The 23,369-nt window shown below is 34.7% G+C and carries 21 protein-coding genes and 1 pseudogene; 7 read left to right on the top strand and 15 right to left on the bottom strand.

Translation table 11 applies throughout. The features are described from left to right. Positions 1–1,218, top strand: a pseudogene (locus LC095_RS15645) (IS110 family transposase); the annotation flags it as partial. 190 nt (positions 1,219–1,408) lie between these two features. Here LC095_RS15645 and LC095_RS15640 read toward each other — a convergent pair. The 8 genes from LC095_RS15640 to LC095_RS15615 all read right to left on the bottom strand — a co-directional run bounded on the left by LC095_RS15640 (position 1,409) and on the right by LC095_RS15615 (position 9,296). Beyond that, a complete protein-coding gene (locus tag LC095_RS15640) occupies positions 1,409–2,080 on the bottom strand; it encodes a hypothetical protein (protein WP_226529031.1) in 672 nt (223 codons plus the stop codon). Positions 2,081–2,264: 184 nt separating this feature from the next. Next, complete coding sequence (locus LC095_RS15635) at positions 2,265–2,660, bottom strand: DUF6262 family protein (RefSeq protein ID WP_226529030.1); 396 nt, start codon at positions 2,658–2,660, stop codon at positions 2,265–2,267. Next, complete coding sequence (locus LC095_RS27110) at positions 2,653–3,771, bottom strand: tyrosine-type recombinase/integrase (protein ID WP_319005805.1); 1,119 nt, start codon at positions 3,769–3,771, stop codon at positions 2,653–2,655. The genes LC095_RS15635 and LC095_RS27110 overlap by 8 nt, the downstream gene beginning before the upstream one ends. Before the next feature lie 69 nt (positions 3,772–3,840). Continuing rightward, on the bottom strand, positions 3,841–4,305 hold the full coding sequence (locus LC095_RS27105; protein ID WP_319005804.1) for a hypothetical protein: 465 nt from the start codon (positions 4,303–4,305) through the stop codon (positions 3,841–3,843). Between the two features lie 48 nt (positions 4,306–4,353). Further along, positions 4,354–4,791, bottom strand: a complete 438-nt coding sequence (locus tag LC095_RS27100; RefSeq protein ID WP_319005803.1) for a transposase — start codon at positions 4,789–4,791, stop codon at positions 4,354–4,356. Positions 4,792–4,821: 30 nt separating this feature from the next. Continuing rightward, positions 4,822–4,962 (bottom strand): hypothetical protein, encoded by a 141-nt coding sequence (locus tag LC095_RS15625; protein ID WP_226529037.1) that lies wholly within the window; start codon positions 4,960–4,962, stop codon positions 4,822–4,824. 232 nt (positions 4,963–5,194) lie between these two features. Next, complete coding sequence (gene ltrA / locus LC095_RS15620; protein ID WP_226529029.1) at positions 5,195–6,997, bottom strand: group II intron reverse transcriptase/maturase; 1,803 nt, start codon at positions 6,995–6,997, stop codon at positions 5,195–5,197. A 1,366-nt stretch (positions 6,998–8,363) separates the two neighbouring features. Then, positions 8,364–9,296 (bottom strand): DnaD domain-containing protein, encoded by a 933-nt coding sequence (locus tag LC095_RS15615; RefSeq protein ID WP_226529028.1) that lies wholly within the window; start codon positions 9,294–9,296, stop codon positions 8,364–8,366. 1,057 nt (positions 9,297–10,353) lie between these two features. Here LC095_RS15615 and LC095_RS15610 point away from each other — a divergent pair. After that, the gene (locus LC095_RS15610) at positions 10,354–11,838 is read left to right on the top strand and encodes an aldehyde dehydrogenase family protein (RefSeq protein ID WP_226529027.1); all 1,485 of its coding nucleotides are present in this window, start codon (positions 10,354–10,356) and stop codon (positions 11,836–11,838) included. 342 nt (positions 11,839–12,180) lie between these two features. Beyond that, positions 12,181–13,140, top strand: coding sequence for a DUF3231 family protein (locus LC095_RS15605; RefSeq protein WP_226529026.1), 960 nt, complete (start codon positions 12,181–12,183; stop codon positions 13,138–13,140). Positions 13,141–13,355: 215 nt separating this feature from the next. Here the strand turns inward: LC095_RS15605 and LC095_RS15600 are convergent, their stop codons facing one another. The 7 genes from LC095_RS15600 to LC095_RS15570 all read right to left on the bottom strand — a co-directional run bounded on the left by LC095_RS15600 (position 13,356) and on the right by LC095_RS15570 (position 18,629). Further along, positions 13,356–14,534: an MFS transporter gene (locus tag LC095_RS15600; protein WP_226529025.1), complete on the bottom strand. Its 1,179-nt coding sequence runs from the start codon at positions 14,532–14,534 to the stop codon at positions 13,356–13,358. A gap of 112 nt (positions 14,535–14,646) precedes the next feature. After that, a complete protein-coding gene (locus LC095_RS15595) occupies positions 14,647–15,210 on the bottom strand; it encodes a TetR/AcrR family transcriptional regulator (protein ID WP_226529024.1) in 564 nt (187 codons plus the stop codon). A 330-nt stretch (positions 15,211–15,540) separates the two neighbouring features. After that, positions 15,541–15,969: an organic hydroperoxide resistance protein gene (locus tag LC095_RS15590; protein WP_226529023.1), complete on the bottom strand. Its 429-nt coding sequence runs from the start codon at positions 15,967–15,969 to the stop codon at positions 15,541–15,543. 52 nt (positions 15,970–16,021) lie between these two features. Beyond that, a complete protein-coding gene (locus LC095_RS15585; protein ID WP_319005807.1) occupies positions 16,022–16,450 on the bottom strand; it encodes an organic hydroperoxide resistance protein in 429 nt (142 codons plus the stop codon). Between the two features lie 115 nt (positions 16,451–16,565). Then, positions 16,566–17,387, bottom strand: a complete 822-nt coding sequence (locus LC095_RS15580) for a D-alanyl-D-alanine carboxypeptidase family protein (protein WP_226529022.1) — start codon at positions 17,385–17,387, stop codon at positions 16,566–16,568. Between the two features lie 128 nt (positions 17,388–17,515). After that, the gene (locus LC095_RS15575; protein ID WP_226529021.1) at positions 17,516–17,959 is read right to left on the bottom strand and encodes a carboxymuconolactone decarboxylase family protein; all 444 of its coding nucleotides are present in this window, start codon (positions 17,957–17,959) and stop codon (positions 17,516–17,518) included. Between the two features lie 13 nt (positions 17,960–17,972). Next, positions 17,973–18,629, bottom strand: coding sequence for an FMN-dependent NADH-azoreductase (locus tag LC095_RS15570; RefSeq protein ID WP_226529020.1), 657 nt, complete (start codon positions 18,627–18,629; stop codon positions 17,973–17,975). Between the two features lie 207 nt (positions 18,630–18,836). Here LC095_RS15570 and LC095_RS15565 point away from each other — a divergent pair, with 207 nt between their 5' ends. The 4 genes from LC095_RS15565 (at position 18,837) to LC095_RS15550 (ending at position 23,355) form a co-directional block, all read left to right on the top strand. Further along, positions 18,837–19,328, top strand: coding sequence for an RrF2 family transcriptional regulator (locus tag LC095_RS15565; protein WP_226529019.1), 492 nt, complete (start codon positions 18,837–18,839; stop codon positions 19,326–19,328). 331 nt (positions 19,329–19,659) lie between these two features. Then, a complete protein-coding gene (locus LC095_RS15560; protein ID WP_226529018.1) occupies positions 19,660–21,174 on the top strand; it encodes a spore germination protein in 1,515 nt (504 codons plus the stop codon). Then, entirely contained in the window at positions 21,164–22,243 is a 1,080-nt protein-coding gene (locus LC095_RS15555; protein WP_226529017.1) for a Ger(x)C family spore germination protein, read from the top strand. Before LC095_RS15560 ends, LC095_RS15555 begins: the two co-directional genes overlap by 11 nt. Further along, positions 22,243–23,355 (top strand): GerAB/ArcD/ProY family transporter, encoded by a 1,113-nt coding sequence (locus LC095_RS15550; RefSeq protein ID WP_226529016.1) that lies wholly within the window; start codon positions 22,243–22,245, stop codon positions 23,353–23,355. The genes LC095_RS15555 and LC095_RS15550 overlap by 1 nt, the downstream gene beginning before the upstream one ends. The last annotated feature ends 14 nt before the right edge of the window (positions 23,356–23,369 follow it).

The following is a 23,369-nucleotide window of genomic DNA, read 5'->3' as shown; positions in this document are numbered from 1 at the left end:
GGATGTATCTAAAGGTGAGAGTCAGGTACAAGCATTCTTGGATAAAGGTCAACCTTATCGTAAAAGTTTTAGTGTAAAGCATACTGTGGAAGGCATTGAGAATTTATTAGAATTCTTAAAAGAGATTGAAAGAGTAACTGATGGTAAGAAACCTTCGGTTATATTAGAATCGACAGGACATTACCACTCTCCTATTATTCAATTTTTGGAGGAGCAGCAATATGTTTATATAATGGTGAATCCACTTATTTCTCATCGTGCAAGGAGTACAAGTTTAAGAAAGGTAAAACAGACGCTGTCGATGCCTATCTTCTATGCGAACTATTCTATAAAGAAGAAGTTGAGCCGTATAAGAAAAGAGGTATCCAACTCTTAAATCTTCGTAATCTTACAAGACAACAAGAGACAATTTCAGGTATCTCTACACAAACCAAGGTACAGCTTTTAACAGTCCTAGATCAGGTATTTCCTGAATATAGGGGTGTCTTTGGTGACTTATATTCAAAAGTTTCTTTACAGACGCTTTCCTTATTTCCTACTTCTGAACATGTACTAAATACGACCGAATCAATCTTAACTGACAAGATTGTATCTTTATGTACCAGACGTTCTGAAAAGTGGGCAAAAGAAAAAGCACAAAAGCTTATGGAAGCAGCATTACGAAATCCATTTCAAACCAACTTGTATGAAAGCCATATTTTTAACTTAAAGATGTTAATTTCCATTGTTCTTCAATATCAAGAGCATCTATCAAAATTAGAAGCAGAAATAGATGCCCTCGCTAAAGAAATGGAAGAATATAAGATTATCCAGTCTATTCCTGGTATCGGAGGTAAGATTGCGGCAACAATCATTTCCGAAATTGGAGAAATAGATCGGTTTAATCACCCTAAAAAATTAGTTGCCTTTGCAGGAGTAGATCCTAGCGTTTACTCTTCTGGAAGATTTACAGCAACCCAAAATCGTATAACTAAAAGAGGATCCAGAAGGTTAAGGCAAGCATTATATATGGCTGTATACTGTGGAATTCGAGATGCCCGAAAGCAAAAGACGAGCGATACTGTTATTCCTCGGAATAAAAAATTAAGAGCGTTTTACGATAAAAAACGCGACGAAGGTAAACCATATAGAGTAGCAATTATCGCTTGTGTTAATAAGCTTTTACACTTGATTTATGCGCTTTTAAAGAACAAGACCACTTTCCAAGAATTAGCTTAAGAACTATATTTAACAAAATAAAACAAAACCTTCCAATTATGAAAAACAGGAAGGTTATTTGGCATACTCATTTTTAGTATATCATCTATATTTTAATTTTTTTATTGAAAAATGTTGACAACTATTAGCTGGTTTTGCTGAAGATTGATCTTAGACAAAAGCTACCTATTAGTTCAAATAACAAATTAAGTTAATAATTATATCTAAAAGTCTCATAGTTACCCGACTTGACAACAGTTTTAAATTCTTTTCCACCCAGTTTATCCTTTAACATAGAGTCAATCATATCTTCTTTAATGTTGTAATGTCTCTTATTTAGAAAGCTTACACTTCTGATTGTCGGATGGTCTAATATTGGTGACAAGTCCCCATCTAACACATTAGTATCAACAAATCGAAAGTCAATTAGCTTAGGAAATTGATTTAAAAAATGTAAGTTCTCAAGATTACCACAAGAATTAAGGGCAAGAACACGAAGATTTTTAAGAGAGAATAATTCCTCGCTTGGGGCGAATTTTTTTGATTGATCAATGCGTAAATGTTCTAGGGTATCTGCTAATCCAGACAAACCAAAATCATTTTCTAATTTAGTACAATAATGTAATTCTAGACGTTTTATTTTATTCATTTTATCTATCCCTAGGAAATCTTTTATATTGGACCAACTTAATTCTAGATAGAGGAGATTCTCTGGAAAACCTACAAAGTTGCCCCGCTTATTCTTTTTATGATGCCAAAGAGTTAAATATTGAATATTTTCAAGTTGCCTCTCATTAAATTTATCTTCTTTTAAGTTTATGTTAGCCTGAAGATTATTTGATATTTGTTCAAACCAAATCGTATTATTTCTCCAATTATCCATTTTGAATCTCCCCTATTTACACCAATATTTCTTTTATCCTTCATTTGTACTTATTAAACTAAACTGATCTTTAGGTTTGAGTGTAACTCTTCACAATTTCAATTTCATTCTGATCTTCTCCAATCTGGCCTGTTTGCGGAACAAATTAAAAATTTATTCTTCAACTAAACTCCTTTAGTTGAATTTATAACTTCGCAAAATAGTCAGAAAGTTTTTCTTTTTCTTTATCACGTAGTTGTTTGTTTTCATTCTCCAGTTCTCTATTCCTTTTTTCCAACTTTTCAATCCTTCTTTTAAGAGATTCGATGATGGCGTTTTGATTATTTTCATCACGTTTAATCCTAGAGTCTACATATGCTTTTTCTTGTTGATTTCGCAAGATATTTGTACGTTCTTTAATCTTTGAATGATTATACAGCGTAGCTTTACTCACTCCAGCTTCTTCTGCTACACTATTAAAGTTTATTGCCTTAGAATTCTTTGAAAGGCGTTTAATAGCATCGTCAACCTTTTTCTTGGTTGCCTTCTTTCGGTCCTCATGTAACTTCTTTAATTGCTCTTCACGATCAAAATTATTCATGTGCAACACCTATCTTTTTTGTCCGTTCTAATTGTCTCTTCATGCGGTCAAATCGACCAAAAATAACATTTCCATCTTTGATTGTTTCGTAAATATTTTGGTACCTTTCCAAGTTCTTTTCGTTTGCTTTAACCATATCTTCACGACCATATTCTTTCGACGCTTCAATCCACTTTGTAGTTGTTTCTATGAGAAGCTCGTACTTCTTAACGTCAAAACTTGACATACCTACTGCTAAATCAAAACAAGGTTTTCCATCGTTTGCAGTAAGACAAGGGGGTTCTGCTGCTAATGGGCAATTCCCATTGATTCTTGCACGACAGGTCCCATAAGGGTTATCTAAGGCATTTAACTTCTCGTCTTTCCACAACATATCAAGAATGTCTTTAGGGACATCTTCCCTTTCTGAGATCTGGTTAATTTCCCCATTTATATCAAAGGTAAACACACCTTGTTTCACAACCTTCTCGAACTCTTTACGTTTGGTATCATCTAATAGCCGAGCATATTGCAAAGTCATTTCGGGTGATGCATGGGCTAATAACTCCTGCACCGTTAAAATATCAGCTCCACCATTTAACATTTTTACTCCAAAAGTATGTCGAAACTGGTGAGGTCTGAAGCGAAACAAATTGCCTGATTCATCAGTAATATTCTTTTTTAAAGCTAATTTGTTTAGTTCTTCTCGAACAAAATTCTGGCTAAAGGGTCTTCCCTTACGGGGACCTCGGTAGCGAACAAAAAGGTATCTTTCAGGATTGTTATCATCATTGCTGTTTTGCTTAGAACGGTCAATTAAAACGGCAATTATATCTGCTAGATGATCATCAATGGGTATTTTGTGACCTATTACATACGTCTTTTCAATATCTGTTGTAAGATTTGATTTTCCGTTTATTTTACCTAAACAATCCTGAGTCAATTCCAATGTATCGCTTAAGCGAAGCCCTGTTTTGAAAGAGATCCAGACAATTGGCTGTACATCTGGATGAAGGTCATTTAGATTATTAAACAGTTGTTCCAATACATAGTCAGGTATGTAATCAATATCATCCAATGATTTTTTAGGGAGATTAGGAAAGTCTTCAGGATATATTAAACAAAACACCATTTCTTCAGGTGCAAAATCTTCGAACTTCTCTAAAATTTGAAGATCTCTTATAAAAGCACGAACACACTTTTATGCTTGACGAACATATTTTTTAGGGTTGGAATTTTTCTTATTTAATTTGGTTTTAGTATGCTCCTTTAACTCTTCTATGTACGTTTCTATATGCTTTCTTTCAAGTTTTTTAAAATCGTTCCATTTAGGATTTTGTTTTGCAATTGAGTTTAAAAAAGGAATAGTGTATGTTCCATAACTTCGAGCTGTACTCCAGGTGAAGTTTTTGCCGCTGATTAGACGACCTTTTATATATTCTTTAAATATCTTACTAAAATTTTTATTCTCTATATTTGAAAAATCAATGCAATGACAACTAGTTGATTCATTGAAATCTATCCCGTATTTTTTATTCAGTACCCGTACATCCCATCGATCCCTCTCCCATTCATCACGGGTATCAGTTAATTGAAAAAGTGTATTATAAATCCTTGCTAAAAAGCCATCTATTTCCGTACGGGCTACGATCTCTTCCCCTCTCATCTTCTTGATGTAACTCGTCTTTTCACCTTTACCATTCAACCAAAAGGTTCAAAGCTTTTGCTCTTTATTGATGTCTAAATCAAGAAGGGAAGTGAGATTTGGGTGCCTCTCGTTTAAATATTCAGCCAGTTTTTTTAGCGAGCCTGATATACTTTTAAATATAGTCCTTATTCCCCAACGGTCTGAAAAAATTTGATTGTAGTAAACAAACTTAATCTCCATGTTGACGTTTGGATTTGCACAGTTGAAGTAAATGTTATTTACTATTCCTTTTCTCTTGTTATATTGCTCTTCAAAATTAGGGCTTTTACCAATCTCATGTATATTCCAAACATCATTGACTAAAAAGTAATCATCATTCACAATTCTTCTTGTTACTTTTCCATCGTTGGAAATATCTTTAACCTCGTAAGTGGATAGAGTGGAAGTGATCAAGTCCCAATATTCACTTTTGAGGATTGAATTATTTGGTATGATTTTATCCAATGTTTGTCCTCCTAAAATACTAATCTACCTCTAAAAAGGAACTACCTCGTCAGGAATACCTGATTGAAAAATTTCCTCTTTGTTCTCTATGCCTCGCCCAATTTCAAAGGCAGGAGAGGCTTTCTCCCAATCCTTACGAATATCATCTTCAGAAGGGTGAACCATTGTCAAATATATCAACGATCTCGTTACCCATTAGAGTGTAGGTATACTGATAACTTGAAGGAATCTGCGTTTCTGTATTCGGATATGTGATGAATGCTTCAAAATTCGTAGCTCCACCTGCACTACGAATCGCGTCTTATAGCAATAGGTAAGATTTTGATGTTATCTCCGTCTTTTCCCCTGCTCCGCACGGTACGTGCGACTTTCATCGCATACCGCGTTCCATCTTAAAATTCTTTTAAGATAAACTAAATAAATTACATTCTTTACGAAACTTGTTTACTTTCTCCAATTGTTTTCCATTCAATCGGAGACGGTTCATATATTTTACAATCGTTTCAGTAGTTGTTGCGTGTATAAGTTTATGGATGTCTCTGTCTATGCCTACTAAATTTCGATATTCATCAGTACCACCTAAGCTTACAGGTTTTATGTGATGGAAGTGAACTTCATTGGCATATAAGAATTTGCCAGTTACTGAACAATTCCCTTTTTGGGCTGAGTATTTAGATAGTTTGTTATCTGCTAGTTCAACTGAATTGTGTTCATATATTGTTCTAGCAATTTTGTGAAGTTCTATCGTTACGTCAACTTTAAGCTCAGTGTGTATTTTGAGTCTACCATTTTTAGTATAATTGCATATATCTTGTTTAAAATTCATAACATTCTTAGTTTGAATATCCATTACTGGATGAAGATATAGGTCACACACTTTAAATGTTTTATAATTATTCTTGTTGAATCTTAAGTATGTTTCATCTGGTTTTAGAGGTATTCCATATTTACCTACTGTTCTTAATCGATTGTATAAGGTTCTGGAAATCTGATGGGCTATTTTTATGAAATCAATGTTTATGTGGGTTGCATATTTGTAGTAGTTTTTGATTCCCATTACATATATGTTGTACGCACTTACGTTTTGGCGAATAGGGTTTTTATGTATCGTCTTGATTAGTGTTCTAAGCTTGGTTTTGATACTTTCTACCTTTTTATCCTGTACGAAAGTGTGTGCTACATATTTTGACTTTTTCTTCGTTGCCTTGATTTTAAAACCAAGGAAGTCTGAGGTTCGTCTTCTTAGGTTAGTAATTTGGGATTTTTCAATTGATATATCGAGTTTAAGATTGTCTTTAAGATAGTTTTTGACTGAGTGAAATATACTATTTGCTGTTTTGCTGTGTCTTGTGAAGATTTTAAAGTCATCAGCGTACCTTACTATATACATTTCTTTAAGTTTGGTACTTTTTAAAGCTCTATATTTCTTGTCATTTCTACTATATTTATGGTTTGTTACAAAGCTTTCCCATTGGTTACTAATCCACCAATCCAGTTCATTCAAGACGATATTGGAAAGAAGTGGGGATAGAATACCGCCTTGTGGTGTACCTTTGATTGGTATTCCTTCTCCCTTGATGGGTGCTTTTAACATTTTGCTCACTATCTTTAGAACTCTTTTATCTTTGATTCCTATGTCATACATTTGTTTTAACAATTTTGTATGATTTACGTTGTCAAAGAAACCCTTAATATCTACATCTACTACAAAATGCAATCCATTGTTATTGATTAGGTGTTGACTTCTTGCCATAGCGTGGTGCGTAGACCTATTTGGTCTAAACCCATATGAGTGATTGTGAAATCTAGCCTCACATATTGGTTCCAAGACTTGTTTGAACATTTGTTGAATAATTCTATCTCTTATAGTTGGGATACCTAACGGTCTTAACTTCCCGTTAGGCTTTGGTATCTGAACCCTTCTAACAGAGTTAGGTTTGTAGTCTTTTAGAATTGCTCTAATTTCATCAATAAATGTTTCTTCATCAATAATCTTGTAGTCGTCTATGGTCAATCCGTCAGTACCCATAGTTTTACTTCCCGTGTTTGCCTTTATATTTCTGTATGCAAGTAGTATGTTTTCCTTGGATGTTATGATTTCGTATAATCTAAGACCATTGGTGGCTTTTTTCTTGCTTCTATCATATAACCAATCAAACGTGTCTTGCATATCATAATATTCATTGTGTCGTAACGACGTACTCATCGATGGTTTGTTGTTCTCCTTTCATAAGAAAGTCCCATCATCTTACCTGACCCTATGAGTTTCATTTAAATAGTTTATTAATCGAAAGTTAAGACTTGGGGCTATCCCTCCACTACTTATTATCATAGTTTCATAGGTAATGTGCCCCTACTTTCACAAAGGTAAATTCACTTCGGTGTTATAATCACCTTATAGAAACCAGTCCGATTAGTAGTCGTTTGAGTAACTGTCCTTTGCTTACAACGTTCCGATTGACTTAGCTGTACATATATCCGTAGGTGCTTACTATGAGCCTGTTAATTTATATCCTCATTGTTAGATATCCCGAATTTCTTAACATGGATTCATACTTTTCGGTAATTAACTCTGTTAAGTACAGACATAACATTTCTGTTAAGCAGCGTTCTAGACCCTTACATTCGCAAGTTCGTCAGTTCTGAATGAACATTCTCACCATAGATATTTTATAGCACTCCGACCTATCTTACACTCAACCACCTCTGGTTGCATTTCGTGGGTAGGGTATTAACCTTTATTCCTTACGGTGTAGTCTCAGCCGACTTTACCACGCTTTAGACCCTACATAACTACTAATTATATAACGCCTAGTGGAGTATCAAGTAACTCGTTTCAGCCGACATGACGGCTTTCATTCCAAGTTTCAGTCAATCAGTTAGATTAAATTGTTTTAATCCTCTCATTTCGTGCTAGGCACTTGTAGAGAAACGTTTCGCACCCATATAAGCTTGATCACCGTGTCGATTGAGTATGCTATCTTGTGGGGTAATATTATAAGCATTCGATACCCCTCCGATTGAATCAGCAATGATATGTCCTTCATCTAAAACGTCACTTTCGACAACAGGAACTTTAGCCTCGTCAGAATAGTATCTACCAGAAGACCTAATAGCTTCTTTACTTTTTTAACTACCTATCCACCATATATTTAAAAAGTATAGTGGGTAGATTTTCTTGTCATAACCTACATATTTTTTGTTAGTAACTCTTAATTTCGAATCACTATTTTGGAGAGTAAGGGACTACTGTTTCAGTAAATTAACAGCTGTAACGGGTAATATGTTTTTCTTTTCCCGTTCCTTCCAACGATCAAGTATGAGCTTTTCTATACTCTCAAATTTTAACATCCGTATATGATGCTGCTATGAAGATAAGACATTCAGCCAAATTATTCGAGTTCTGGTATGGTTGTTAAGATGATTAAATCAATATTGGTTACATTCTACCATTCTACGCACCAGTAATTCCTGATAACATGTTCCTTCCATATTCTTGGATTTTATAACAATATCCTTAAGCAGGTATTCCACCTTAATTCAGGTACCTAGGAACGACTTTTCCGTAATCCTCACCAATCCTCACCTGCTGTTATATCAAGGTTTGCTTCAGTTGGAATTGCTCTTCCAGTAGGAAATGAATGCTTATTTTTAGAAAAATGCTTTTGGTTCTCATGATAAGAATCAATTTCTTCAACGGTCAGTAATGATTCATTTCTCCAGTTTTTCAGAATCCCCACGATATAATTGAGCTTTCTCTTATTATTCGCACAGGCAATCTCCATAGCCTTTAGAATCACAGCTTTTGGCTGTAAAAAGCTAGAATTTTCTAGCCAGGATATCAGCTGCTGTTTCCCATTAAAGTTCGTAAGGCCAAAGCCATTGTTGTCCCAAAATCCAAAAATTTCTTTCACATCTTGTGATTGAGTTTGTGTTAGGTCCTCTATTTCTGGATTATGATCTATACTTGACTGTTGTCGAAGTACAGTATCACGAGGTTTATTTTGATCGTCAACTTCAACACTCTCAGTATCTGGATATGTATTATCATCAAGTTGATGGCTAAGTTCCTTCTCTACATCTTGTTTACAAAAAGATTCATATAGGCTGCTAATTTCCCCTTTTGGAATGGTTTCGGCAACGTATGAAATAAGCGAGGTATCCTCTACATCTTTTAATTCAGTTTTTATACAATCCATAACAGGCTTCCCGCCCTTATGCAGGTTATCTTTCCCCCAGTTTTTAATCGCGAGTTCCCTTGTAATCGGATTGTAACGGATTAACTTGTGATGCTCGATGAATCGTTCCATTAATGATTGTACAGTCTCAATCGAATACCCTAAATCGAACGCCATTTGTTTCTTCGTCATTCGATATATACCTATTTGCGTCGTATTTGAATTCGTAAGAAGATAAAGGTAAAAATACTTATCTTCAGGAGTCATTTCTTCTAAAATAATCGGATTTTTCCAAAAATCACCTCTCACCATACGATATTTTGCCATTTTCAACCACTATCCTTTCATCTTGTAATATTCATTTCACAGAATATATAGGGAAAGTGAGATGAAAAGTAGCGGATTAAAATGTGAATATTTTGTGACATTTCCTTTCTGGTAACTATTCCTCTCTTGGTCTAAAAAAATTTGGTAGAAATACTGATTATAAAATAAAAAACGTTCCTCACAATGGTAAGAACGTTTTATGCTAAACAACAACTACCTTCACCTCGTATGTTTTTTTGAAAATGTGATTGACGCTCTTCTTCTTGATTATTATCTATACTGGGTTTAAAGTTTTTCCTTTTTGTTGTTGTTTTTATTTTTCATTTTCTTTTCTTTTTATTTTTGTCCACGCATCGTAGAACGACGCATGAAAGGATCTACTACATCACCATATTCTGTTTCTGATTCAGTAATATCTCTCCTTCCTCATACGTATTTGGTATACCTATTTAACAATAATATTTACATGCAAATTAACTTTCTTATTAATACTGTCTTACCAACTTTTTCAATGTTGATCTATTTTTTCAATTTTTGCACTTGAGTTTTCCACTAATTTCGACTCAAAACTCAAATAATTTTCCATCCTTTGTAGTAACAGCTCACTGAAATGTAGAAGCTCGATTTATGTTTACCTCATCAATGATAGTAAAATCTACTCTTTCTCTTTGAAATCTGGAATAATATTATTTGTAATTTCTCTCTTTGTTTCATCAAAGTCACTTTGAGGACTTATCTTGGATATATACCGATAGTAACTCTTATTATAGATAGATCCTATTATTACATTTGTCAAAAAAGCAGCCCTCACAACTTGCGTTTACATGACAAATTTCACAAGCCTTTACTAACTATCATTCTAGCAGCTTCGACAAATCTTGACTGTAACAGTCAACCACCCTCAATCACTTTGTCAAATTATATCTAAATATTTGGAAGCGTTTTCCTTGCACTTCTTCCTCTTACTATGTAAAACTAGTTTTGTAAGTGTAATATTTTGACACTTATTTTTTCTTGTGTCGACCATTACATAATACAAATCATGAGGAGGAATAGCATGAGCCAATTAGTCGTTCAATTAAGAGAAAGAGTAGAAAAGTTTCTGAATGGAAAGAAGAAGCTCTTTATTAATGGAGAGTTTGTGGAAAGTGTTTCGCAAAAAACATTTGAGACATATAACCCGGCTACAGGTGAAGTGCTAGCACATGTATTTGAAGCAGGACCTGAGGACATCGATTTAGCTGTTAACGCTGCTCGCAAAGCCTTTGATGAAGGTCCATGGTCTAAGATGGGAACTGCTGAGAGAAGCCGCTTAATGTACAAGCTGGCAGATATAATGGAAGAACATAAAGATGATTTAGCTCAATTAGAAACATTAGATAATGGTAAACCAATTAGAGAAACAACGAATGCAGATATTCCTTTAGCGATAGAACATATGCGATATTACGCAGGCTGGACAACAAAGATCGTCGGACAAACAATTCCTGTCAATGGGCCATATTTTAACTATACCCGTCATGAGGCTGTTGGTGTAGTTGGACAAATTATCCCTTGGAACTTCCCGTTATTAATGGCAATGTGGAAGCTGGGAGCTGCTTTAGCAACTGGCTGTACAGTCGTATTAAAGCCTGCAGAACAAACACCTTTATCAGCCCTATACTTAGCAGAATTAGCTCAAGAAGCTGGATTCCCGCCAGGTGTTCTTAATATTGTTCCTGGTTTTGGTGAAACGGCAGGTCAACCGCTAGTCGATCATCCAAAAGTAGATAAAATTGCCTTCACAGGATCAACTGAAGTTGGAAAACTCATTATGGAAAAGGCTGCTAAAACGTTAAAACGAGTTACACTTGAATTAGGCGGAAAATCTCCGAACATCATTTTACCTGATGCAGACCTTACACAAGCCATTCCTGGTGCATTGAACGGGGTTATGTTTAACCAGGGGCAAGTTTGCTGCGCTGGATCTCGCGTGTTCGTTCAAAAGAAACAATTCGATAATGTCGTGGCAGACATGGTGAGTCATGCAGAAAAAATCAAACAAGGATCAGGAATCCACGCTGATACGGAAATTGGTCCACTTGTTTCGACAGAACAACAAAACCGGGTATTAGGCTATATTGAAAAAGGAATAAATGAAGGTGCTGAACTATTAGTAGGTGGATCAAAACCGTATGAAGAAGGTTACTTCGTCTCTCCTACTATTTTTGCAAATGTGAATGATGACATGACGATTGCGAAGGAAGAAATCTTCGGTCCAGTCATTTCAGCTATGCCTTATGATGATATAGATGATCTGATTGCTCGTGCAAATAACAGTGAATATGGACTAGCTGCCGGTGTTTGGACAAGGGATGTAGCAAAAGCCCACTATATTGCGGAAAACCTTCGTGCAGGAACTGTATGGGTAAACTGCTACAATGTCTTTGATGCTGCGTCACCATTTGGCGGTTACAAGCAATCGGGTATTGGCCGTGAAATGGGATCTTACGCATTGAACAACTATACAGAAGTTAAGAGTGTTTGGATTTCTAAGAAATAAGTAACTGAATGATCTAAGAAAATGGCAATGTTTTTTCAAACATTGCCATTTTTTATATACCGAGAAGCCCAAAATACCTTTTCGTACAAAGTCATACACAATCTATCGTTTAAGAATCAAACATATAAAGTCTGTCCATGATTCTGTTAGTTAGCTGATAAAGACTATTTCTTCCTCTTCCCTTTTATTTTAACAAGACATGTAAAGTATTCGTTAAAAGAGGGTTCTGCAATCCCATCATTATACTCGAGAGTCTTAAAATCTCTTCCCGATAATGAATATTCAAGAATAATATTGACAAACTAAAAAAGAAATTGGACCTTTTGGGGGTATAACTTAACAATGAACGTTAATGAATTAGGGTTTCTTTGGTACTTAAAATCAAGTTCAAACATGATGAAATTTTTATTAAAATATCTTTGCGATACTGCTGAGGATACTAATTTAAGGAATATTTTAAATGAAGTTTATGAAATCTCTACATATCAGGAGCATGAGGCTACTCAATTATTATCTGAGGAAGGTTATAAAGATACACCTTTCTTCAAAGATGATGATCTTTATAATTCAACAGCAAAGCTTTTTTCAGACCAATTAATTATAGAAATCTTAAAGCATATAACAAGTAATGGAATGCAGGCGCTTACTGCTCAATATGTTGAATTAACAGATTATAAAGTGAAGAATTTTTATAAAAAATTACTTGATGATATTATTCAATTAGATTTTTCTCTATTAAAATTGCTTAATGATAAAAATTTATTACAAGATAATTCCTTTTCTTACAAAAAAGCAGATGACAGGGACGGGAAACTATTCAAAGTTGCAGCAACTCAGCAACGACCACTTAATGCGGTAGAATTGGCAACTATGTTCGGTTCTCTTCAATGTAACAATGTTGGAGTTGCTCTTTGTATTGGTTTTTCCGAAGTCGCAGAGGATATGGACACAAAAAAATTTATTTTAGAAGGAAGTAAGTTAGCATTTTACCAATCAGCCTTTTTAACGGATATCTATAGAGAAAATGGAATACCTACAACAACTGGTCTAGAGGCACACGTTAATAAAGTAAAGGAATCACCTTTTTCAGATAAATTAATGGCAAACTTAATATTGTTCCTAAATCCAGTAAGTATAAGAAATCTACAGAATGCAGTAGTTTCCAGTTATAAAAACGATCATATAGAGTCTTTAAAGGAGCTAATCAGGATGGTCGAAGACTACTCAGAAAAAGGGCTAAAGTTATTAATTAGGAAAAATTGGTTTAATGAACCTCCTGTCTCTAATTGGTCACACAAATAGATGCATAAAGCGTATAAATACGAGACAATATAAAACACCTTTGAATTGTTACTCTTAAAAAAGTAATAGTTCGAAGGTGTTTTTGTATGGATAAAATAAAATCAAGAGAAACAAACTGGTTTCCCCTTCATCGCTGGCTAACCTATGGTGTCACGATAATTTTGGGATGTTGCAATTCTTTTTCTACTTTAACATGTAAAATGCGTGATAATGATTTATTTTGATGTAACGATAGAATCACGGTTAAATTTAATTGAATAAATCAGCACATATACTACGATTAACACAGCAAACAAGTTTAACACGATCAGCGAAGTGTTTAAATTGAAAAATTGAGTAAGTGCTCCTACTCCTATAACCGGAACGATAAATCCAGAGTACGCGCACAAATAAAAAGCCGAAATGACCCTTGACTGCGCTTCTGGTTCAGGTAACTGACCGGCAAAACGTAACGAAATTTGAAAAGTCCATCCGCCACCGATCGCCTGGATGAAAATGCCGGTCCAGAGTATAGGCAAGCTTGATGTTAAACCAGAAGAAACAATAAACCATGACCCGATCACAAGAAGCAAGATGCCGAATCGGATACGTATAACTGGATGATTCGGCCAAGGTATGAACTGAGCTAAAGCTGCTCCACTTAGAAGCACGAAAATGATCAAACCTGAAACGGAGAGGTTAGACGAGTGAATGACATTTTTAACGAAAGTAGGAATAAGGGAAAACGCTATACCTTGTATTGTGAAAACAGTGAAGATAGGCAATCCGGCCATTGACCAAAAATGAGAACGAATATTACTAGGTACACCAAGTGATATCTTCGTTTTTACACGTTTTTGCTCAAGAGATACAACATCTTTAGGAATTGTTTCCAGTATGATGAGCGAAATGATAAGCAGAACGAGCAGAATCCAAAATGGCAATCGAATTGACGGCACAAGTTGTAAATATTGTAAGATTAGACCTGCAATAGCTGGGCCCAGACCAAAGCCAACAAGAATTGTAACTCCTGATAACTTGAGAACCGTGCTCACTTTTTTTGATAGAGTTTTCTTCATTAAAAAAGCAACAGCTGTACCTGTAAAGGCTCCGTACGCGATACCTTCCAAAAGCCTGGCAACATAGAGCATCCAGACATCTATACTCCAAAGGAATAACAGGGTGGATAGGATGGAGATCCATATGCTACTGCGAATAACCCTTTTTAGTCCCCATCTGCTACCTTTGGCTCCAGTGACTAGCAAAGTCGGCAATAGGAAAGCAGCATATATGGCAAACAAGACCGTGATTTGCAAACTGTTCAATTGAAAAGTCTCACTATACAACGGAAATAATGGTGTAATAAAGGTTGCACCACTCGACATTAAAAGAGAAACGAATAGCATTCTTTTCATTACGATACTCCCAACTTTCTAATATTATTTCTCCCAAATATTTTTAATTAGATGGTTGATAATTTATCCTTACTTACTAGAAGGTAAGTATTCGATAATAAAAAAACCGTTCTTACGAATTTCTTAAGAAACGGTTTACCTGGTTTTGTACTGAAACTAAAACATCGTCACCTAACACTCGTCTGTATAATAATGCTCCTTTTATACTTGATAATATCGTTACCGCTAACGATTGAACGTCTTCAGAACCATTTATAATCTTTTCGGTTTGTGCCTGAGAAACTATTTCTTTCATTATTGTAAGTTCCAGCCTGCTAACTTCCTCAATCTTTTCTTGTAAGGAATGTGGCAATGATTCATAATCCGTTTGTAACGATGAGATTGGACAAATTTCAGTACACTCAAACCTCTCAGCTTGTTGCTGAATAAACTTCTTAAGTTTCTCTTCAGCAGAAACCGCCGGATTTTTAATTAACAACAATGAGTTTTCTAAGCTTTTTGAAAGACGTTCGGTAATTGCCGTACCTAAATCCTCCTTTTTCTCAAAGTGATAATGAATACTTGCCTTGGTCACCCCAAGTTGTTTAGAGATGTCATCATAACTAAAGGCTACATACCCTTTTTGCTGAATCAGCTTTATTGCTAAATCTACGATTTGTGTTTTTCTATTTTCCATATTTTTATATTAACTTACTAATAAGTAAGTGTCAATGTAGAGCATACTGAGTCAAAATTTATATAAAAATCTCTTTTCGGAATTGTTGTGCTACCTTTCGACCTTCAACCTGCTACTAAATCAATTATTGTCATGACAAACACGACTGTGCTGGCAATCCAGCCTGAGCAGCAAGGCTGAAGTTACAGACCATGCATCACCGACAAGTATGCCATACTCACAATCGTGTCATTATGTGCAAAGGTGATTAATCCTCTCCGGATAATCAACTAGTTTGCGTATTCTCTCATCTTATTGCTAAGTTGCTGACGATACTCTAACAGTAAAAGATTAACCAACAACGTTCGATATTACTTCGATATTTCCATGGGTTGCTTTGGCATAAGGGCAAACCTTATGAGCTTCCGCAACGATTTCTTCTGCTACACTAGTTTCTACGCCTTTAATCGTGATGTCCATCGTAATTGCCAGCACATACCCATCTTCCACATCCTTGCCGAGCGTCACATGTGAATCAATTGTTATACCCTCTGTTTTAATATTTCTTTTTCTTAGAACCGTACCCATTGCACCTTCGAAGCATGCTGCAAATCCTGCAGCAAACAGTTGCTCCGGATTGGTTCCAGCTCCGTTACCACCTAATTCCTTGGGATATCTTAAGTCAACGTTAAGATTCCCATCATTAGAAGTTGCTTTGCCTTCTCTTCCGCCTTGAACATTTACAGTAGCTGTGTACAATTTTTTTTCAATTTTCATCATTTTTGAAACACTCCTTTTCATACTGGATTATTTTGTACTCTTTGTTCGCAAATTATCCAACAACGTTCGATATTACTTCGATATTTCCACGGGTTGCTTTAGCATAAGGACAAACCTTATGAGCTTCCGCAACGACTTCTTCAGCTACACTAGTTTCTACACCTTTAATCGTGATGTCCATCGTAATTGCCAGCACATACCCATCTTCTGCATCCTTGCCGAGCGTCACCTGAGAATCAATTGTTATACCTTCTGCTTTAATATTCCTTTTTCTAAGAACCGTACCCATTGCACCTTCGAAGCATGCTGCAAATCCTGCAGCGAACAGTTGCTCCGGATTGGTTCCAGCTCCGTTACCACCTAATTCCTTGGGATATCTTAAGTCCACGAAAAGATTGTTATCAGTGGAAACTGCTCTGCCTTCTCTTCCGCCTTGAACGTTTACAGTAGCCGTGTACAATTTCTTTTCCATTTTCATCATTATCAGAACGCTCCTTTTCATAATTAATTCATTTATATTAATGTCATATTGGTGCACACTTGGGTTAAACAATTTTTTTAAGATTACCAATTTTGACTTCATAAACATCACCAAGTTAAATCTTTTTCACCTTTTGGAAATATTCTTCTAATGTAAGATTATTCTCATGAATGACTGCCGCCTTTTCCTTCCCAACATAACGTAAGTGCCATGGTTCATATTGATAACCGGTAATTAATTCTTTCCCTTTAGGATAACGGATAATAAAGCCTGCTCTATGAGCATTTTCTTTCACCCATTTTCCTTCTTTTGTTTCACTGAATTCTTCTTTTAACCCAGCACCTTTGCTTGTTACATCAATTGCCAAACCGGTTTGATGCTCACTTTTTCCTGGTAAAGCCACAGCCTGCAGCGCCTTTTCAACACCTTTTTTTTCTTTTTCGGCATTAAATATTTCCTGCTGCCTTGAATACGATCTATATCCTGATACAGCAAACAATTCAATTCCATCTTGTTCAGCAAGAGCAAATAATTCCTCTAATGCTCTTGCTGCCTCTTCTCTCAAATAACGCTTAGGTACATCTGCGTCGCCAAAAGAAAACTCTACATTAGGAACAACTAAGTTAGCAGGTACATATGATTCCGGCAAGCTGAACTCTTTATTTAGCATAACAAGTATATTGGCTGGATTTTCAATCATTTTATGACCATTTACCTCTTTCACTACATTAAAATATTGTGAATCTAACAAGAAGTCTTTATCAATTTGTTCTTCATTTTGCTTTATATTTTGTTCTATATTGTTTTTTTGACCAGGTTGTATATTATCCTGTCCCTCATGTTCACCCCTAATAGAAATTCCGTCAGGTAATGAGAAATTCATACACGCGGATAATGATACACTCAGAAGGAAAATAGCCGATTTTTTTAAAATCATTTGATCACCCTAACTTCGATAGATGACATTCAACAACTTAATTTAACTTCAATTACTTACTAGTAGGTAAGTTATCTTCCAAAAAAAATTTTTCTAAGTTAGATTCCTACTTTTCTTTCTTTAAAGTATTAATTTTCAGCTGCTATATTCCCCATTGCAATAGAAATTCTATTCCAACTGTTGATTTGGTTAATTATTAGAACAAGGTCCACATATTCTTTTTCACTAAAGTGTTTACGGATACGATGATATAAGTGATCAGGTACACGTTTATTCGGTATTAAAGTCACATGTTCAGTTAACTCTAAAGCTGCTTTTTCTGCATCAGAGTAAAATGTGCACTCTCTCCAAGTACTGATACAATATAAGCGTTGCTCCGTTTCTCCCATTTTTCTAGCATCTACTGTATGCATATTCAAACAAAATGCACAGCCGTTGATTTGAGATGCAAGAATTTTAATGAGCTCACGAAGTTTACGGTCTATACCTGTCGTTTTAGTATATTTCTCCATTTCCATCATTATATTAATTGCTTCTGGAGCTACATTGTAATAATCAATTCGTTGTTCCAATTTTATCACCACCTTATAAAAGTATATTTTCTTGTGCCGCTAATCTAGAAGCAGCTTCTTCAGCTTCTTTGTTTGCTTTTTGTAATACTTCATTTGGTTCTAGTAATGCAGTTCCTTGTGCCCTAATGATTTGATAATCTTCAATACCAAGGAAATTGAACATTGACTTCAAATATTTATGAGAGTATTCCACTTCTGTATACCAATCATCATTTGTATAGATTGACCCACTTGCTTGTATGACGAGCATTCTTCGCCCATCTTTCAGTAGTCCTACTGATCCATTTTCAGTATATTTAAACGTTTCACGAGCGATCATAATATTGTCCATATAATCTTTTAATTTTGATGGAATATTAAAATTATGCAAAGGTAAAACGATGATATACGTATTTGCCCATTTAAATTGCTGTAAGATTTCAGCCATACGCTCGGTTACTATTTTCTCTTCTTCCGTTAGCTCCTGTTCTTTCCGTTGTTTATCCCAGGCACTTAAAACTGTTTTATCTATCATAGGCACTTCATCACTATATAAGTTAATCTGTTCAATTGCGTCACTAGCAGGAATTAATTCTTTATACGTTTTCAAAAAGTGGTTAAAAACTTGTATGCTCATTGAAGATGTATCATCTATTTTTGGATGTGCATTAATGATAAGTGTTTTGTTCATTTACATTACTCCTTTACAATGAAATTCAGGTTACAATTAACGATCAAGTTAATCGACGATTAACCTTGTCTCCAATATAAGGTCTATCTTTACTTTTGTCAAATGAATAAAATTTACCATAAAAAGATTTATTTTAATTGACTAACACTTTAAATACTCCTAAGATACAATTTGATAAGCTTTAAAATGAAAAGTAGGTGAGTTTATATGCAATATAGTGTTGGCGTTGAATATGCATTACATTGTCTAGTTTATTTAATTGATGTTCCTACGGATGAAAGTATTGGGATAAAGGATCTTGCAGTATTCCAAGGGCTCTCTGAGACATTTCTTTCAAAAGTATTTGGTAAGTTATCTAAAGCTGGTATCGTAAGTTCTGTCCCTGGTGTAAAGGGCGGATATCGATTATCTAAGTCCCCGGAAGATATCTCCTTTTGGGATGTAGTTAGAGCAGTTGAAGGTCCAAAACCTATTTTTCAATGTAAAAATATTAAAGATAATGGGTATTTGTATAGAGAAAACTGTTGTACAGCCCCCTCCTCTTGTACCATCAATTTAGTTATGCTCTCTGCGGAAGAAAAAATGCGTGATTTCTTGCGTAGTAAAACACTTGCATGGTTAAGTGAAGAGCTTGATCGGGTCTTATCCAAACAAATACGTGAAGATACGAGGAAATATTTTTTGAAGGGCGACATATAAAACAAACCTCTCGCTATTCCTTAATTAAGAGGAATTTAGAGAGGTTCTTTTTTCGTTCCTTGTCTTTTAAAAACAACAACCAATTTTCAATTCACCTCCCCGTTCGTATTATAAGCTAGCCGTGATAGAACGAATCCACCCTGGCATCCTATCCCCTTTTGAGTTTTCCTGTAAATTACGAAAAAGAACCACATGTCGTTTTTTAATTTTTATACCTTTCATTATTTCATTTCTCCGTTTGTCTACATCAATAATAAAAATGGTAAAGTGAATACAATTTGTGTTAGTAAAGATAATAAATATTGACTGTAAATTAAGGAGTTCATTTATTATGTTTAAGAATAAAAATAATCAGAGCCATGCAGAAAATCAAACACTTGCTGAAATAGTGAAAAGAGCTAAAAAATCATTTGATTTTAAAGAGCTAAAAAAAAACATTTCAGGAATCCAGATATTTATTTTATATTTCACTTCACTTATTGATCAAAAGACGATGGAACGAGTCCTTCTTCCATATATTAATGAATATGAAAAAAACAAAGATCAAACTCTGGATATATATCAATTTAAAAACAATCTTCCTCTTGAAGATGTAATTAAGACTCTTGATACAAAAGAAATTGAAGAGAAAATCCATCAAGGTTATGCCCTAATAAAGTTTGAAAATACCTCAAAAGATTGTCTTTTAGTGAATGTAAGCAATTTATCTAAAGGGATTAGAGAAACGAATGAAACTGAGAATGAGTTTAATGTTATAGGTCCAAAACTAGGGTTTGTTGAAAGTCTTGATACCAACATTCATTTACTCCGATCTAAGTTAAAATCTCCTTTATTAACTACTGAAGAGATCGTGCTAGGCACTCTGTCAAAAACAAGAGTTGCCATTGTTTATTTAGATGGTATTACTAATGAAAAACATATAGAAACCGTAAAGAAAAGGCTCTCTGAAATAGATTTTGATATTATTTGGGATACTTCTGCATTAATCCAGTTAATTAAAGAAAATTCTCATACTCCTTTTCCTCTTTATTTTTCTTCAGAGAGGCTGGATAGAATTTCTTATACAATCACTTCAGGCCAGGTCGTTATATTTAGCGATGGCTCACCATACGCAATATCCGGACCTACTACCATATTCGATTTTTTTCTCTCATCTGAAGATTATTATTATAACTGGATTATTGGTTCTTTCTTTCGTATCACCCGAATACTTGCGATCATTTTTTCAATCTTTTCTACCTCCATTTATGTTGCGGTTGTGACGTTTCATTATGAAGTTATTCCCGCAGATTTACTAGGTCCGTTAATAGAGTCAAGAGCAAACGTTCCATTTCCGCCGTTGCTGGAAGTTCTTTTTTTAGAAATGACAATTGAATTATTAAGAGAGGCAGGAGCCAGATTGCCAACTAAGGTAGGACAAACATTAGGAATCGTAGGAGGTATTGTCATTGGGCAGGCAGCAGTTGCTGCAGCACTGACAAGTAATATTTTATTAATTATTGTCGCTTTATCAGCCTTAGCTTCATTCACTACACCAACTACCGTTATGTCCAACACGATTAGAATATTAAGATTTCCCTTTATCATCATGTCCTCAATTCTAGGAGGATTAGGTATTGTAATAGGACTAGCAGCATTACTATGTCATTTGTTTAAACTAAAATCGTTTGATACTCCTTACATGGTTCCTTTATATCCGTTTCGCCTTAATAATTTAACAGATAGTATTATAAGGCCACCCTATAATAAATTAAACAAAAGACCAGATTATTTGAGACCTATAGATAAATTGAAATACTCCCCTAAAGAAAGAAACAAAAAGAAGGATGATATAAATGACGAATAACATATTTGTACCTATAGGTTTTGTTATTATATCTCTAATCCTGGTTGGATGTGTACCTCACAATACTATTAATGAAATTTCTTTAATGCATAATGTAGGCTATGACGAAGAAGATAAAATGTTAAAAGCAAGTGTCGTTTATCCGAATTATGATGAAAGTAATAAACCTGCTTTAATGACATCTGTTGCTGAAAATCCTTCTAGTCTGCATGAAGAACTTGGCCATAAGTCTCAATTCCCTTTTGAAATAGGTCAAGTAAGATTAATGATTTTTGGAGATAATCTAAGTAAAAGAGGTTTAGCAGAGGTATTGGACACCATCTGTAAGGATCCAAAGATCGGTATTATCAGAATGGCAATTACAGATGGATCACCTGATAAAATACTCAATCAATCCTTGAATGAGCGTCCGCTATTTTTAATGAATTTGATTGATAAAAGTATTGAAAATGAAGGTATTCCTGATTCAAACCTCCATGTCATGTTTGACCAGTATTTTGGCAGCGGAATTGATATGTCCTTTCCAAATCTTACAGTAGATTCTCAAGGAACAGTTAAAGTCGATGGAATGGGGATTTTTAAAGATGATAAATTAGCACTAAAGATTTCAGATAAAGAAACATTCTTATTAAAATTAATGACAGACAAAAACAAACGGGGAGTTTACAGTTTTAGCCTCAACATGAATGGACATAAAGCAAATATTGGAGTCAGAACGATTGAGGGAAAACATAAGGTGAAAGTCAACAAGGAAAAGGCCAGAAAACAAGCCAAAGTGAAACTAAATTTAGACGTAGAACTTGATTCTTTGCCTGAATGGATCAATTTGGAAAAGGAAAAGGATCTAACATCTTTTAAAAACGCCTTACAGAAATCCATTTCAGACGAAGCTGAATCACTTCTTAAGGATTTTCAATCTAATGGTGTAGATCCTATAGGTATTGGAAGATTAGATAAAATCAATCACAAAAATTGGTCAGAGAAAAGTTTTTACGAAAAGATTTATCCTAGTATTACATTTGATGTAAAAACTAAAATTGTTGTTAGACAAACCGGGGTGGGAAAATAGTGACCGTAAAAGTAGAAAAACAATTTCAAGTTTCGGGATTTTTCACATTTTTTCTCATTCACTCTTCACAAACTGGAGTTGGCATTCTAAATTTTCAAAATCAAGTTATTAAAGGTGCAGAACAGGATGCATGGATTTCATTACTAATAACTGGTGTTATGACCCATATCATACTCTATATTATCTTTAAGCTTTTAGATGAAGAAAACAGAGATTTAGTAGCTGTTCATCACTATTGCTTTGGGAAAAAGGCGGGTAATATGTTGTCCGTCTTTACACTGGTCTATTTCTGGTTAGCATCTTTAACGGTTTTTCGCGCATATATTGAAGTCATCCAAATATGGGTATATCCTACAATAAAAACGTGGCAACTTTGTTTAGTATTCGGTCTTTTATTTTATTACATAATATCTAGTGGATTCCGTACTTTAACCGGTTTTAGTTTCTGGGGAGTTATTTTACCTTCTTTTCTGTTCTTTTTAATTTATTTCCCAATGAAGCATACGAATTATACTTATTTACTCCCAGTGTTCAGTCATTCTCTCAGGGATCTCTTTGAATCTTCTAAAGCTTATTCCCTGCTTTTTCTTGGTTTCGAATGGATACTCATGTACTATCCATTTATTAAGGATTCGAATTCTAAAAATATTTCTAAATGGGCACATTTTGGGAACTTATATACCATCATTGTGTATCTAATTGTAACTATGATTTCATTCCTATATTTCAATCAAGAAGTTCTACAGCAATTGCCTTGGGCAACTCTAATGATGGTAAAAATCGTTAAATTTTCCTTCCTGGAAAGATTTGAATATGTGTTCATTTTTATATGGTTGTTAGTAGTTTTATCACCTATCTGTATTTCTTTGTGGGCATGTACAAGGATTGCAAAAAGAGCTTTTTCAATGCCCCCAAAAAAGACTTTAACACTTTTACTTATTGCAATAATGCTTGCTTCCGTTAACTTTAAAGAGTTCAAAAGTATTGATCATATCATCAATCTTACGGCTAATGTAGGATCTGTTTTTATTTATGTATATTTACCATTCCTTCTTGTACTCAAATGGATTAGGAATTATTTTCAAAAAAATATTAATTCTTCTGGAGGTTAGTAGATTGCTCAGAT

Source organism: Metabacillus niabensis (assembly GCF_020524345.1).
Lineage (GTDB): Bacteria > Bacillota > Bacilli > Bacillales > Bacillaceae > Metabacillus > Metabacillus niabensis_B.
This window is presented reverse-complemented; position numbering and strand designations above follow the sequence as displayed.

Excerpts from the sequence above, each read along its gene's own strand:
- LC095_RS15640 (WP_226529031.1), bottom strand. The coding sequence starts at position 2,080 with ATGGATAATTGGAGAAATAATACGATTTGGTTTGAACAAATATCAAAT.
- LC095_RS15635 (WP_226529030.1), bottom strand. The coding sequence starts at position 2,660 with ATGAATAATTTTGATCGTGAAGAGCAATTAAAGAAGTTACATGAGGAC.
- LC095_RS27110 (WP_319005805.1), bottom strand. The coding sequence starts at position 3,771 with ATGGTGTTTTGTTTAATATATCCTGAAGACTTTCCTAATCTCCCTAAA.
- LC095_RS27105 (WP_319005804.1), bottom strand. The coding sequence starts at position 4,305 with ATGAGAGGGGAAGAGATCGTAGCCCGTACGGAAATAGATGGCTTTTTA.
- ltrA (WP_226529029.1), bottom strand. The coding sequence starts at position 6,997 with ATGAGTACGTCGTTACGACACAATGAATATTATGATATGCAAGACACG.
- LC095_RS15615 (WP_226529028.1), bottom strand. The coding sequence starts at position 9,296 with ATGGCAAAATATCGTATGGTGAGAGGTGATTTTTGGAAAAATCCGATT.
- LC095_RS15610 (WP_226529027.1), top strand. The coding sequence starts at position 10,354 with ATGAGCCAATTAGTCGTTCAATTAAGAGAAAGAGTAGAAAAGTTTCTG.
- LC095_RS15605 (WP_226529026.1), top strand. The coding sequence starts at position 12,181 with ATGAACGTTAATGAATTAGGGTTTCTTTGGTACTTAAAATCAAGTTCA.
- LC095_RS15600 (WP_226529025.1), bottom strand. The coding sequence starts at position 14,534 with ATGAAAAGAATGCTATTCGTTTCTCTTTTAATGTCGAGTGGTGCAACC.
- LC095_RS15595 (WP_226529024.1), bottom strand. The coding sequence starts at position 15,210 with ATGGAAAATAGAAAAACACAAATCGTAGATTTAGCAATAAAGCTGATT.
- LC095_RS15590 (WP_226529023.1), bottom strand. The coding sequence starts at position 15,969 with ATGATGAAAATTGAAAAAAAATTGTACACAGCTACTGTAAATGTTCAA.
- LC095_RS15585 (WP_319005807.1), bottom strand. The coding sequence starts at position 16,450 with ATGATGAAAATGGAAAAGAAATTGTACACGGCTACTGTAAACGTTCAA.
- LC095_RS15580 (WP_226529022.1), bottom strand. The coding sequence starts at position 17,387 with ATGATTTTAAAAAAATCGGCTATTTTCCTTCTGAGTGTATCATTATCC.
- LC095_RS15570 (WP_226529020.1), bottom strand. The coding sequence starts at position 18,629 with ATGAACAAAACACTTATCATTAATGCACATCCAAAAATAGATGATACA.
- LC095_RS15565 (WP_226529019.1), top strand. The coding sequence starts at position 18,837 with ATGCAATATAGTGTTGGCGTTGAATATGCATTACATTGTCTAGTTTAT.
- LC095_RS15560 (WP_226529018.1), top strand. The coding sequence starts at position 19,660 with ATGTTTAAGAATAAAAATAATCAGAGCCATGCAGAAAATCAAACACTT.
- LC095_RS15555 (WP_226529017.1), top strand. The coding sequence starts at position 21,164 with ATGACGAATAACATATTTGTACCTATAGGTTTTGTTATTATATCTCTA.